12 protein-coding genes and 1 pseudogene are annotated in these 13491 nt (G+C 68.5%); 8 read left to right on the top strand and 5 right to left on the bottom strand.

Translation table 11 applies throughout. From position 1 onward, the window contains the following. Window positions 1–84: 84 nt before the first annotated feature. The 3 genes and pseudogenes from IPG05_01025 to IPG05_01035 all read right to left on the bottom strand — a co-directional run bounded on the left by IPG05_01025 (window position 85) and on the right by IPG05_01035 (window position 3748). Window positions 85–2622, bottom strand: a complete 2538-nt coding sequence (locus IPG05_01025) for a DNA polymerase III subunit alpha (GenBank protein MBK6493683.1) — start codon at window positions 2620–2622, stop codon at window positions 85–87. Window positions 2623–3034: 412 nt separating this feature from the next. Continuing rightward, a pseudogene (locus IPG05_01030) lies at window positions 3035–3190 on the bottom strand (PHP domain-containing protein). Between the two features lie 48 nt (window positions 3191–3238). Continuing rightward, the gene (locus IPG05_01035) at window positions 3239–3748 is read right to left on the bottom strand and encodes a DNA-3-methyladenine glycosylase I (protein ID MBK6493684.1); all 510 of its coding nucleotides are present in this window, start codon (window positions 3746–3748) and stop codon (window positions 3239–3241) included. Between the two features lie 103 nt (window positions 3749–3851). On the opposite strand from IPG05_01035, the gene IPG05_01040 reads away from it, so the two are divergent. Then, window positions 3852–4367, top strand: coding sequence for a DUF1697 domain-containing protein (locus IPG05_01040; protein ID MBK6493685.1), 516 nt, complete (start codon window positions 3852–3854; stop codon window positions 4365–4367). 29 nt (window positions 4368–4396) lie between these two features. Then, on the top strand, window positions 4397–5617 hold the full coding sequence (locus tag IPG05_01045; protein ID MBK6493686.1) for a cytochrome-c peroxidase: 1221 nt from the start codon (window positions 4397–4399) through the stop codon (window positions 5615–5617). Window positions 5618–5712: 95 nt separating this feature from the next. Here the strand turns inward: IPG05_01045 and IPG05_01050 are convergent, their stop codons facing one another. Then, a complete protein-coding gene (locus tag IPG05_01050) occupies window positions 5713–6315 on the bottom strand; it encodes a photosynthetic reaction center cytochrome c subunit (protein ID MBK6493687.1) in 603 nt (200 codons plus the stop codon). 149 nt (window positions 6316–6464) lie between these two features. On the opposite strand from IPG05_01050, the gene IPG05_01055 reads away from it, so the two are divergent. The 4 genes from IPG05_01055 to IPG05_01070 all read left to right on the top strand — a co-directional run bounded on the left by IPG05_01055 (window position 6465) and on the right by IPG05_01070 (window position 9424). Beyond that, window positions 6465–6962, top strand: a complete 498-nt coding sequence (locus tag IPG05_01055; protein MBK6493688.1) for a GNAT family N-acetyltransferase — start codon at window positions 6465–6467, stop codon at window positions 6960–6962. Window positions 6963–7102: 140 nt separating this feature from the next. Beyond that, window positions 7103–7816: a hypothetical protein gene (locus IPG05_01060; GenBank protein MBK6493689.1), complete on the top strand. Its 714-nt coding sequence runs from the start codon at window positions 7103–7105 to the stop codon at window positions 7814–7816. Window positions 7817–7825: 9 nt separating this feature from the next. Continuing rightward, window positions 7826–8773 carry an NAD(P)H-quinone oxidoreductase gene (locus IPG05_01065; GenBank protein MBK6493690.1) on the top strand — a complete coding sequence of 316 codons (948 nt, stop codon included), beginning with the start codon at window positions 7826–7828 and terminating at the stop codon, window positions 8771–8773. Window positions 8774–8956: 183 nt separating this feature from the next. Further along, window positions 8957–9424 (top strand): DinB family protein, encoded by a 468-nt coding sequence (locus IPG05_01070; GenBank protein ID MBK6493691.1) that lies wholly within the window; start codon window positions 8957–8959, stop codon window positions 9422–9424. 70 nt (window positions 9425–9494) lie between these two features. Here the strand turns inward: IPG05_01070 and IPG05_01075 are convergent, their stop codons facing one another. After that, window positions 9495–10637 (bottom strand): hypothetical protein, encoded by a 1143-nt coding sequence (locus IPG05_01075; GenBank protein MBK6493692.1) that lies wholly within the window; start codon window positions 10635–10637, stop codon window positions 9495–9497. Between the two features lie 89 nt (window positions 10638–10726). Between IPG05_01075 and IPG05_01080 the strand changes: the two genes are divergently transcribed. Continuing rightward, window positions 10727–12112, top strand: coding sequence for a 1-acyl-sn-glycerol-3-phosphate acyltransferase (locus IPG05_01080; GenBank protein ID MBK6493693.1), 1386 nt, complete (start codon window positions 10727–10729; stop codon window positions 12110–12112). After that, window positions 12109–13431: an MFS transporter gene (locus IPG05_01085; protein ID MBK6493694.1), complete on the top strand. Its 1323-nt coding sequence runs from the start codon at window positions 12109–12111 to the stop codon at window positions 13429–13431. Before IPG05_01080 ends, IPG05_01085 begins: the two co-directional genes overlap by 4 nt. Window positions 13432–13491 lie beyond the last annotated feature (60 nt).

Genomic DNA, 13491 nt, shown 5'->3' on the forward strand with positions numbered 1-13491 from the left:
CTGGGACTCCAGTTTGGGTGCTTCGCAGGTGACGAATCAATACGGGGCGGGGGCACGGGGGGTTGGACCGCGATCGATGATCGATCATCGATGATCGATCATCGATGCCTCCGAACTGCCCGGTGGGCGGGGTCCCATTCTGGCCAGCATCCGCTCCAACCGCTCCAGATGGCTGATCGTCACGGTCAGCGCCCCGAACGATTCCTCCACCACGCCGCGGAAAATAAAGGGCCCCTGGTCGAAGAGGACGTGGGCGCGTTCCCGGTAGACGGCGGGGAAGAGGACGCACTCGATCAATCCGTCGCCGTCGTCGAAGGTGACGAACTGCATCGGTTCGTGGGTGGCCGTGTGCACCGGCTTGCCGGTGGTGTACATCCCCGCCATCAGCACCCGCTTGCCGACGTGCCGGTGCAGGTCGCTGCTCTTCACCAGGCGGAAGCGGGTGAGTTCCTCGGCGTGCAACGCCATCGGATGCGCGTCGAGGCAGAAGCCGAGCAGGGCCCAGGCATCGCGTCGTTTGCGTTCGGTGTCGTAATCGCGGAGCGCGGGGACGGGTGGTGGCGTCGTGAGGAGCCCCCCCGCTCCAGGTGCCAGCTCGCGGTCGGTCGTATCGCCCACCCACAACAGTTGCGGCCGAGTCATCCCACCCGCGATCCCATCGAGCGCACCCACCTTCACGAGGAGGCGGAGGTCATCGGGCGGCAGGGCGGTGCGGGCGCGCAGCTCCGCCAGCGAGGTGAAGGGACCGCAGGCGTCGCGTGCCGCGAGCAGCTGGTCGGCGCCATCCCGCGACAATCCCTTCACGAACATCAGTCCGACGCGCATCCCGTCGGGGTGGCCGGTGCAGCGCCAGGCGCTGGCGTTCACGCAGGGGGGCAGAATGGCGACGCCCATCCGCCGCGCCTCGGCGACATAGGCAAAGCTGCGGTAGAAGCCGCCCTCGTTGGAGAGCACCGCGGCGATGAATTCCGCCGGATGATTGGCGCGCAGGTAGGCGCTCTGCTGCGCCACCTGGATGTAGGAGCAGGAGTGGCCCTTGCAGAAGGAGTAGCCGGAGAAGGAGAGCACCATCTCCCAGACGGTGATGATGCTGGCCTCGTCCCGCCCGCGCGTCCGCGCGCCGCGCACGAACTCCTCGAAGTAGGCGGCAAGCTGTTTCCCCGGGCGCTTCTTCGCGAGCGCCTTGCGCAGGCCGTCCGCCGCGGACCAGTCGAGTCCGGCGAAGGCATGCGCGACGTTGACCACGTCCTCCTGGTAGACCATCACGCCGAACGTCTCGGCGAGGGTGTCGCGCAGCGAGGGATGCAGCGGCTCGTACTCCATTCCGTGCAACCGTTCGAGGTACTGCTGGATGAAGCGATTGGCGGCGGGGCGGATGATGCTGGTGTTGAGCACCAGCAGTTCGAACGATTCGGCCTGGCTCTTCAGGTTGAGCATGCGGCTCGCGGGCGACTCGGTGTAGAAGACGCCGAGCGTGTCGCCGGTGCGGAAGAGGGCGCGCGTTGCGGGGTCGTTGCCGGCCTGCTGCGAGGTGTAGTCGAGTTGCACGCCGGTGTTGACGTGGACCATGGCGATCGCATCGCGGATCACCGCGAGCGAGCGGTTGCCGAGGAGGTCGATCTTCACGAGCCCGGCGTCTTCGGCGCCGTCCTTCTCGAACTGGATCACCGGCACGGTCAGGTCCGGCGCATCGGCGAGCCGCTTCGCGGCGGGCTCGAGCGGCACCACGTCGGTGAGCGCGCCGGGGACGATCACCACGCCGCCCGGATGCAGCGAGAGATGCCGCGGCGTGCCGACCAGGCTGTCCGCCAGCGTGGTGATCCGGTCCCATCCCTGCGGCAGTCGCATGCCACGGAAGTTGGGATGCGAGGCGAGCAGCTCCTCGACCGGTTCACCGCTGCCGAAATGGGGGATGCGCCGGGTGATGTCGCGGATCTCGGCGGCCGGACGGCCGAACACCTTGGCGACTTCGCGCAGTGCGCCGGCGAGGCGGAGGCAGTTGTGGTTGGCGACCATCGCCGCGCGCGGCCGCGGATGCTTGCGGAAGACCCACGCGAGGATCCGGTCGCGCTCGTCCCAGGGGAAGTCGAGGTCGATGTCGGGCGGATCGCGCCGCGCCGGATTGAGAAAGCGCTCGAACAACAGCCCCGCGCCGAGCGGCTCGACGTGGGTGATGCCGAGGCAGTAGGAGACGATCGAGTTCGCGACCGAGCCGCGGCCGCAGTGGGTCGGGCCGTGGAGGACGATGTCGCGCACCACCAGGAAATAGTCGGCGAAGCCCTTCATCCCGATGATCGCGAGCTCGTGCTCGAGTCGATCGCGTGTCACCGGCGCGATGGTGCCGTAGCGACGCAGGGCGCCCTCGTAGGCCAGTGACCGCAGCTGCTGCAGCGCATCGCTCGCCTCGGCGTGGCGCGGTGCAATCGTGCGACCGATCGGGATGCGATACTGGCAGCGCTCGGCGATCACGGCCGCCGCGGCGAAGGCGTCGGGGACGTCGGGAAAGTGGCGTTCGAGATCGGCGGCGGGGCGGAGCCCAGGCGTCGCGAGGGCGGGCGACCGCGAGAGGCGCGCCGTGCATTCCTGGGCCCGGCGGCTGCTGCGCCCGTCGCTGTTCGCCATCACCCGAGAGCGTGCCGTTGCCGTGGATGGCGTGGATCAGCCGGTGCCGGTTCCAGTCCTCCGCGTGTGCCATCACCACGCCCCCGGTGACGACGGCGGGGATGCCGAGGCGGCGGGCGGCGGCGAGCACGGCGTGGCGATCGGGGCCCGGACGCAGCTCGGCGCAGAGGCCGGCGGGACCAGAGAGCTTTACCAGTCGTTCGAGCAGGGCCACGTCCTGCGTGATGACGGTGAGGCCTTCGCGATCGACGGCGAGCTGGGCCGAGAGCGCAAGGTCGGGCTCCCAGTGCACCGCGCTCACGGCGCGGCCCAGCGTGCCCCAGCCGCGGGCGTCTTCGGCGAGGATCACCGCGTCCTGGCCGTTGGCCACGAGGTGGGCGCCGAGAATCGGGCGGATGCCGGCGGCCTCGCACGCCTTCTGGAACTCCACGGCGCCGTAGACGCCGTTGGTGTCGGTCAGCGCGAGGGTGCGGTACCCTCGGCGTGCGGCGGCCTCGACCAGGACCTCCGGCGAAGAGACGCCGAGGCCGAAGGAGAACCAGGAGTGGACGTGCAGGTGGGTGAACATCGTCGATGATCGTAAGTCGATGGTCGATGATCTATGACTTATGATCGACTACCCAGCTCTCCTCCCCCCGATGGGACACTCCTCCACGTGCGCCCCCGGCAGTCGCCCGATGCTCATCAGGAACTCGCCGACGATCTCGCCGCCCATGAACTTGAACTCGCGCTTCATGAGCTTGACCCACTGCGGCTTGTCGAGAGGACCCTGCGCGTCGAGCCACGCCGCGAAGGAACCATGCTCGGCGATGAGGGCCACCACGCGCTGCGCGTTGTGGATGGCGGCGTCGACCTTGAGGCGATTGCGGATGATGCCGGCGTCGGCGAGGAGACGGTTGCGATCGACCTCGCCGTAGCCGGCGACGACGTGCGGGTCGAAACCGTCGTAGGCGCGCCGGAAACCCTCGCGCTTCTTCAGGATGGTCTCCCACGACAGCCCGGCCTGATTGATTTCGAGGATGAGGCGCTCGAAGAGCCCGGCGTCGTCGCGGAGTGGGAAGCCATATTCGGTGTCGTGGTACGAGCCGTGGACCGGGTGGCCTGGCGCGATGGTGCAGTAGGACATGGGGCCTTCCGGAGCGCGTCGATCGATCATCGATGATCGATCATCGATGATCGATGATCGATGGGGTTGACCCGAATATACACCGAAGCTAGGATTCAGCCAGATGCCCTCCGTCGCCTTCCTCCGCGCCATCAACGTCGGCGGCCGCCAGGTCGCCATGGCCCCGCTGCGTGCCCTCTTCGAGTCCCTCGGCTTCAGCGAGGTCTCGACCTACATCGCCAGCGGCAACGTCCGCTTTGGTGGGCGGGGGCGCGGAGCGGCGCTCGAAGCGAGGATCGAGGCGGCCCTCGAGGAGGAATTCGGGTTCGTGGTGGAGACCTTCGTCCGAAGCGAAGCGGAACTGCAGGCAGTCCTCGACAGCGTGCCGTTCTCGGAAGCCGAGGTGGCCGAAGCCCATGCGCTGATGGTGGCCTTCCTGAAGGGGCCGGTGAGTCCGGAGGTCGCCCAGGCGGTGGCAGCGCTGAGCACACCGGTCCAGCGCTTCCGCGTGATCGGACGAGAGTTGTACTGGTTGCGGGTCACCCGCGAGAGCGAGCCGAAGGTCGAGCGGGCGGTGGACAAGCTCCTCAAGCCGATGACCGGGCGCAACGTGCGGACCATCGCGGCGCTGGCCACTTAACGAAGCGCCGCGGCTGCCGTCCTTGCGGCATGCCCACCACATCCATCGTTCGAGCGGCGCGCGGCGCCTCGTGCTGGTCGTTGCTCCTCGTCATCCTGACGGGATGCGGCAGCGACGGCACCCCCACCATCCCCGAATCGCCGGTCGTGGTCGTCACTCCACCGCCAGCTCCGACGCCGGTCACGTTCGCGGGGGTGACCGCCGCATTGACGATCAATCCGGCACAACTCCCCAACTACGCGGCGCCGGCACTCCCGCCACACTATGCCGGGCTGATCGGGAGCAACACGGACAATGGCCGCAACGCGCCGGTGACCGATGCGGGCGCCACGCTCGGCCGGGTGCTGTTCTATGACCGGCAACTGAGCCTCAACAACACCAAGTCGTGCGCGTCGTGCCATGCGCAAGCGAGCGGCTTCAGCGACGAGGCCCAATTGTCGGTGGGCTTCGAGGGCGGACTCACCGGTGCCCATTCAATGCGGCTGGTGAATGCCCGCTTCTACGGCCCGGGCAACTTCTTCTGGGATCGTCGCGCGGCGACCCTCGAGGCACAGACGATCGAGCCGATCCAGAACGCCGTCGAGATGGGCTTCGATGCCGCCCATGGCGGCCTCGCCGCAGTGAACGTGCGGCTGCAGGGACTCGCGTACTATCGCGAGCTGTTCGCCCTCGTCTACGGCGACTCCACCGTGACCACCGATCGGATGCAGCGGGCGATGGCGCAGTACGTGCGCAGCATCCTCTCGACGTCGAGCCGGTGGGACACGGGATACGCGCAGGTCTTCAATCCCGGCCTGCCGGATCGCGGCGTCAACACGCCGATCCCGACCTTCACGGCGCAGGAGAACCGCGGGCGCGAGCTCTTCTTCACCGCACCGCCCCAGGGCGGCGCCGGGTGCGCCGCCTGCCATGTCGCGCCGACCTTCGCGCTCGCCGGCAACTCGTTGAGCAACGGCCTCGACGCCGGCGAAACCCGGATCTTCAAGTCGCCATCGCTCAAGAGCAGTGGCGTGCCGGGCCGCTTCATGCACGACGGACGCTTCAGCACGCTCGATCAGGTGGTGGCGCACTACAACAACGGGGTGCAGGACGGACCGGCGCTCGACCAGCGCCTCCGTGGCCCCGGCGGAACGCCGCTGCGGCTCAACCTGAATGCCGGCGATCGCGCCGCGCTGGTCGCCTTCCTGCAGACGCTGACGGATACGCAGCTGGCGGGTGATGCGAAGTTTGGGGATCCATTCAAGCGGTAGGGCGAGAAGCGAGAAGCGAGAAGCGAGAAGCGTGGTGTCGCGGAGAGATCTTCCCGCAGCACCACGCTTCTCGCTTCTCCCTTCTCGCTTCTCGATTACGGCTTCGCCACCTCGTTCTGCTTCTGCAGCCCCGCGTCGATCGCCTGATTCGGCGTGCGCAGGCCGCGATGGCACGTCATGCAGGTCACCTGCGCCGCGCCCGACATCTGCATCTTCGGGATGTGGTCGGCGTTGATGGCGTTCACCATCGTCTGCATGATCCGCGCACGCGACTTGTTCTGGCGCGACTCGTCGGCCCAGCTGCCGGCGACATGACAGGTGGTGCATTGCGCCGTCAGGGCGTTGGAGTAGCTCTCCATCGTGGTGAGCACCTCGGCCGCGGTCTTCCCCTTCAGTACCTGAATGTTCTTGAAGACCACCTCGGCGGGCTCGTTCTCGCGGCCGGCGATCGACGCGGCGACCGTCTTCAGCACGCCCGCGCGGAGCTTGATCAGCGAGTCAGGTGAGGGGCGCGGACCGCCGCGACCGCCGCCGGGCTGACCAGGCTGGCCGGGAGTGTTCGGGGCACCTGCTGCTGGCGGCGCCGGGCGCGCGGGAGCCGGCGCTGCAGGTGCCGGCGTCGCGGCCGGGGTCTGGTGGCAGGCCACGAGGAGTGCGGCGGAGGCGAGTCCGAGGAGCGTCGTGCGCGAAGAGACCATGGAATGGCTCCGAGAGGGGTGAGCAGGGGTTTCGAGGGAGAGACGACCGAAAATGTACCGTGTCGATCGAGGGAGGTACGCCGGGAGCGGCCCCGCCGTTGTGTCGTGGCCGACTTCCGAAGCCCCCCGGCGTCGCACTAGCCTTGAGGATGACCAGTACCCCGATCGCACGTCGAGCTACCCCGGCGGACCTGCCCGAGATCCGCCGCGTCGTGAACCTCGCCTATCAGGTCGAGGCCTTCTTCATCGAGGGCGACCGCATCACGCCAGCGGAACTGCTGGAGCGCTTCTCGCGCACCGGGGCCGAATTCCTGGTCGTGGACCGGGCCGACGCCGACGGCCTCGTTGCGGTGGTGCACTTCGAGAACCGCGGCGATCATGGCTGGTTCGGGCTCCTCGCCGTCGACCCCGCCGGCCAAGGGGCGGGCCATGCGCGCACCCTGATCGACGCCATGGAGGCCCGCTGCCTCCAGCTCGGCCTCCCCAGGCTCCAGCTCGAGATGGTCGACCTGCGCCTGGAATTGCCGGCCTTCTATGCGAAGTTCGGCTTCGCCGAGGTGGCGCGGAAGCCGTTCCCGAACGGCGAGAAGCTGAAGATGGCTGCGGAGATGATTGTGTTGGGGAAGTTCGTGAGTCGTAACCAGTAACCTGTAACCCGTGACCTGTAACCAGATGAGGTACCATCACTGGTCACTGGTCACTGGTCACTGGTCACTGGTCACTCGTCACTCGTCACTTTTCTGTTACACCCTGAAACCCACCCCCCGTCCCCTCCGTACTTCCCCGCATGACTCGGTTGCCCCTGAACGTCCGTTACCTGCTGCAGTTCGCCGCCCTCTCCTTTCTCTGTCTGGGGGCGCATGAACTCATCCACCACCTCACGGTGCGGCTGACGTGCGGCACGTGGGGAACGATGAGCTTCTGGCAGTTCCAACGGCCGACCGGGTGCAGCGCCGATGGACTCTCCGTCGTGGCGACGCTCGCCGGGCCGCTGCTGACCTGGCTGCTGATCTGGGGCGGCCGCGCGATGATCCATCATGGCGAGGCGCGCGCGGGTGTCACGCTGATCCTGGCCAACCTGCCGCTGGCGCGTGTCGTGACGGTGCTGATTCGCGGCGGCGATGAAATGGTGGTCGCTCGCGCCTTTGCCCCCGGCAATGTCCTCTGGTTGCCGATGCTGGCGTTGACCCTGCTGCTCTTCTGGTCGCCCGTCCTCACGGCCTATCGTGCGCTGCAACACAGCAACCGACTGCAGCTGCTCGCGGCGTTTCTGGTGCTGCCCCTGTTCTGGGACATGCTGCTCAAGCGCGTCTGGTTGAGCGCGGTCTTCGCGAGTCACCCCGACACCATTGCCGGGATCCCCGAGGTCTTCCTTGCCGCCACGGGGGTGGCGATGCTGCTCCTGGTGCTGCTTCGGCGACCGGCGCCCGCACCGCAACTCGCCCGCGCCATGATTTCGCAGGAGACCTTCGCCATCTCGGGGGCGTGGAAGGTGAAGTAGCTTCCCTCCATGCGCGTTCTCCTGCTTCCCGACCTTGCCCTCGTCGAGCGCCCCGCACCGCGCCCCGGCGAGGGCGAGTTGCTGGTGTCCGTGCGCGCGGTCGGGCTCAATCGTGCCGACCTGTTGCAACGCCTCGGCCGCTATCCGGCACCGCCGGGGTGGCCGACGGACGTGCCCGGGCTCGAATACGCCGGCGTCGTCACGGCGATCGGCGAGGGTGTCACCCGCTTTGCCATTGGTGATCGGGTGATGGGGCTCGTCGGTGGCGGCGCGATGGTGGAGCAACTCGTCATCCACGAAGCGGAGGCGATCCGGGTCCCCGATCGACTCGGCGACATCGAGGCGGCCGCCGTCCCCGAGGCCTTCCTCACGGCGTGGGATGCGTTGGTGATTCGTGGCCGCGCGGTGGCCGGTGACCGCGTGCTCTTCCATGCCATCGGCAGCGGCGTCGGCACCGCCGCCCTGCAGTTCGCGCCACTGCTCGGCGTGACGATGATCGGCACGTCGCGCACCGCCGGCAAACTCGAACGCTGTCGCGCGCTCGGGTTGCACCACGGCGTGCTCACCACCGACGATGACTGGCCCACGGCTGTCGACGCGCCGGTGCAGCTGATCATCGACACCCTTGGCGCGAAGGCCCTCACCGCCAACCTCGGCCTGCTCGCCCCACTCGGCCGGTTGGTGGTGCTCGGCACGATGACGGGAAGCGAGACGACCATCGACCTCGGTGTCGTGTTGCGGAAACGCCTCTCGATCATCGGGACGGCAATGCGCAATCGCGGAGCAGCGGAACGGCGGGCCCTCATGGCGCGCTTCGACGCCGAGGTGTTGCCGCACTTCGCCAGCGGCGCACTGACGCCCCTGGTCGAGGCCGTGGTGCCGATGACCGAGGCCGTTCGCGGCTACGATCTGTTGGCTGGGAACACGACGTTCGGCAAGGTGGTGTTGGCCTGGTGACCAGTGACCAGTGACCAGTGACCAGTGGCCGGGGCGCGGCCGCTGGCCGCGCGGGTGAGGAGTGAGGGGGGACCTACGACCTACGACTACGACCTACCCCCCGTTGACACCCTCCGTCCCACCCGCCAAATTTCCCGAAGAAACACCGAATCTCCACCTCCCTATTCCGCTCCGGAGTCTGCCATGCTCGCCCCAGGTCTCGTTGCCCAGCTGGAGTCCACCCGCAAGTTCTTCGGCACCACCACCTCGATCTTCGAGGAAGCCGATGCCGGCTATTCGCCGACCGCCGAGATGTACACGGTGGCCGGGCAGGTGGCGCACGCCGCCGACACGCTGGACTGGTTCGTCGACGGGGCGTTGGGGAAGGGATGGGACATGGACTTCGAGGCGTCGATCGCCCGCGCCAAGACGCCGCGCACGCTGGCCGAGGCGCGGGAGATGCTCGACCGCGCCTTCTCGCGTGCCATTTCCGTCGTCGGTGCGGCCTCCGACGAGACGCTGCTCGAGCCGATCCCCAACGACATGATTCTCGACGGCGCACCACGGATGGCGGTGATCAGCGCGATCGTCGATCACACGGCGCATCATCGTGGCTCGTTGGCGGTGTATGCGCGGTTGCTGGGGAAGGTGCCGCCGATGCCGTACGCCTGACAGCGAACGGCGAACGGCGAACGGGGCGGGCGTAACCAGTAACCAGTGACCCGTCACCAGGGCCCACTGGTCACTGGTCACTGGTCACTCGTTTCATTCGGTCCAGCGCCCGCTGCAACGCCACCGCCTTCGGCGCGGCACAGAGTTCCTCGCTCGGCCACAGTTCGAATTGTCCGCCGCCGTCGTGCAGGCTGGTCGCCGTGAGGACCAGGCTGCGCACGGCGATGCGCCGGGTGAGGGCGGCATCGAGGGCGCGGCAGGCGGCGCGCCAGAGGTCGCTGTCGAGCGGTGAGGCACCGACACCGATGGCACGTTCGGCGATGGTGTCGTCGGCGTGACGGACCGTGACCACCAGGCGTCCGGCCATCAACCGGCGGGTGCGCAACCGCCGACCGATCTCCTCGGCGAGTGGCCGGAGGATGGCCGCGAGTGCCTGGCGGTCGTTGGTGTCGGTGGCGAGTTCGTGGGTGAGTCGGAGCTCGGCCTGCACCTCGGGTGAGAGCACCGGGCGCGGGTCGATGCCGTGCGCGTGCCGATGCAGTGTCCCGCCCGCCGCCCCGAAGGCCACGCGCAGTGGCGTCTCGCCGAGCGCCGCGACCTCACCGATCCGCTCGAGGTGATAGTCGTCGAGCCGACGACGCACCAGCTCCGGCACGTCCGGCAGCAGCTGGACAGCCTCCGGGGCGAGGAAGGCGGCCTCATAGCCCGCGGCCACGGCCCAGATGTCGGCACCGGCCTCGCGCTTCACCACCGTCGCCGCACTCTCGCTCACCAACTTGTTGATCGCCACGCCCACGGCCAGCGGCAGTGAGAGGCGCTCGCGCACCGTCCGCTCGAGCCGACGCGCCACCTCGACGGCCGGACCGAAGAGCCGCTCGGTGCCGGTGAGGTCGAGGTAGGCATGCCCCCATCCGCGCGGCTCGATCACCGGCGCCACTTCGGCCAGGATGGTGTGCAGTGCGGCGTGCGCCTTGGCATAGCGGCCCGGGCTGGGCGGCCGGACGATCAGGTCGGGGCAGATGCGCCTGGCCAGCGCCACCGCCATTCCCCGCGCCACCCCCGCCAGCCGCGCCTCCGCGCTCACCGCCAGCACCACCGCCCGATCGGCCGCCAGCGGGGCGATGGCCATGGGCCGCCGCCGCAACTGCGGGTCGCGGAGCACCTCGAGGGTGGTGCAGAAGGCGGGCGGATCGACGAAGAGGATGGTGCGCATGGCGGATACCCGAATATACACCGAAAGTCGATGATCGATGGTCGATGAGCGATGGTCGATGCCTCCAATGTCGGGGATGTAGCTTGACCGTGCGCCAAGGATCGATCGAGTCATGGACCATCGATCATCGATCTCACGACTTACGACTTACGACCGGACTCCGCATCCCAATCCTCGCCCCCCTCCTCGTCACCACCTTCTACCGCCTGCAGATCGCCGGCGGCACGGTCCCTCGCCAGGGGCCGGTGCTGCTGGTGGCCAATCACCCCAATTCGCTGCTCGATCCGATGGTGGTGCTGACGGCGGCGCGGCGGCCGGTGCGCTTCCTCGCGAAGGCACCGCTGTGGGATGACCCGAAGACGTCGTGGCTGGTGAAGCTCGGGCGGGCCATTCCGGTCTACCGCGCCAGCGATGATCCGAGCAAGCTGGCGCGCAACGCGACGATGTTCGACGCGGTGCACGCGGCACTCGCGGCGGGCGATGCGGTCGGGCTCTTTCCCGAGGGGATCTCGCACAGCGAGCCGTCGATCACGCCGCTCAAGACCGGTGCGGCGCGCATTGCGCTCGGCGCGGCCCCGCTGGTTGGCGGTGCCTTCCCGATCATCGCAGTCGGCCTGGTCTTCCGCGAGAAGGAGATCTTCCGCTCCGAGGGGTTCGCGCTGGTCGGGGAGCCGATTGCGTGGGACGACCTCGCGGCACGCGGCGCACGCGACGGCGACGCCGTCCGCGAGCTGACCGATCGCATCGACGCAGCGATCCGGCAGCAGACGCTCAACCTGGCGCAGTGGGAGGACGCGCCGCTGGTCGACGGCGCGATGGAGATCTGGGAGGCGGAGCAGCGTGCGGCGCCGGAACCGGCGGAGCGCATCGCCCGACTCGCCGCGACGACGCGGATCCTCGCGGAGGTGCGCGCCGAGCCGGATGCGACGACCGAGGCACTCGCGCGCGAGGTGACCGCGCACGTGCGCCGGCTCACGCGCCTCGGATTGCGGCCGGCCGATCTCGGGCTCGACACGACGGGGCGGACGGCGGTGGGATGGGCCACGCTGCGCATTCCGCTGCTGTTGCCGCCGTGGATCGCGGTGGCCGTCGTCGGCTGGCTGCTCTTCGTGGTGCCGTACCAGCTCACCGGCGTGGTGGTCGATCGCTTCACGCTGGAGCGCGACACCCGCTCGAGTTGGAAGTTGTTGATCGGCGCGGCGCTCTATGCCGTGTGGGTGGTGGCGCTGGCGATCGCGGCGGGGCTCTGGCTCGGCTGGTGGTTCGCTGCCGTGACAATCCTGCTGGTGCCGGTGATCGGCCTGGCCGGGCTGCTGGTGCGGGAGCGGTGGCACGGCGCCTGGGCCGATGTCCGCCGGTGGGCGTTGCTCCGGTCCCGCCGTAGATTGGTGGAGACGCTCCGCCAGACGCAGCACGATCTCGGTCGCCGCCTCGACCAACTCTTCACGCAACATCCCCCGCGAGGTTCCCGATGACCGCAGCCACGGTGGCCACGCCGGACGGCCAGGATTCGCCCAAGGTCATCTGGTCGTGGGCGCTCTATGACTGGGCCAACTCGGCGTTCACCACACTGGTGGTGACCTTCATCTACGCCACGTATTTCACCAAGGCGATGGCGCCCGACGAGGTCACCGGCACGGCGTGGTGGTCGCGCGGCGTGGCGATCAGTGCGTTGCTGACGGCGTTGATCTCGCCGCTGCTCGGGGCCGCCGCCGATCGGAGCGGGGCACGCAAGCGCTTTCTCGCGCTCGCCACGGCCATCTGCATCGCCGCGACGGTGGCACTCGCCTTCGTTGCACCGGGGATGACGAACGCCGGGATGATCGCGCTGACGCTGTTCATCATCGCGGAAGTGGCCTTCGAGTCGGGCAATGTCTTCTACAACGCCTTCCTGCCGACGATCGCCTCGTCGGAGCGGATCGGTCGCGTCTCCGGCTACGGCTGGGGCCTCGGCTATGTCGGCGGGCTGGTCTGTCTCGCCATCGCGCTCGTCGGCTTCGTGCAGCCCGAGGTGCCGTGGTTCGGGATGAGCAAGGAGGCCGGGTGGAATATCCGCGCCACCTGCCTCCTCGCCGCCGGCTGGTTCCTCGTCTTCTCCATTCCGATCTTCCTCAATGTGCCCGAGAAGCGGATTCCCAACGCGACGATCTCGCTGCGCGCGGCGATCGCCGAGCTCGGGCGGACGGCCCGCGACATCGCACGGTACCGGGAGATCCTCCGCTTCCTCGTGGCGCGGCTGATCTTCAACGACGGCCTGGTGACGGTGTTCGCCTTCGGGGGCATCTACGCGGCCGGCACGTTCGGGATGACCTTCGCCGACGTGATCCTCTTCGGCGTGGCGCTCAATGTTGCCTCCGGGCTGGGCGCCTTCCTCTTCGGCTTCGTCGACGACAAGATCGGTGGCAAGAAGACGGTGCTCTGGTCGCTGGCGGCGCTCACGCTGGCGACGGCGATGGCGGTGTGGGCGCCGACGCGGAATTGGTTCTGGGTTGCCGGCATCCTGATCGGGATCTTCGTGGGACCGAACCAGTCGGCGTCGCGGTCGCTGATGGCGCGATTCGTCCCCAGCAAGCATCAGTCGGAGTTCTTCGGCTTCTTCGCCTTCTCGGGAAAGGCGACGGCGTTCATGGGGCCGCTCCTGCTCGGCCTGGCCACCACCCAGTTCGGTTCACAGCGGGCCGGCGTGGCGACGGTCATCCTCTTCTTCGTGATCGGCGGGGTGATCCTCGCCTCGGTCAACGAGGCGAAGGGGATCGCGGCGGCGCGGGAGAGCGACGCGGTCAACGCCGGTTGATTCTCCGCCGTATCATTAGGTAGTACCCCTGCAGATGATTCCCCGTTCTCACTGGAGCAC

The sequence above is a fragment of the Gemmatimonadota bacterium genome, assembly GCA_016704275.1.
Taxonomy (GTDB): Bacteria; Gemmatimonadota; Gemmatimonadetes; order Gemmatimonadales; family GWC2-71-9; genus Palsa-1233.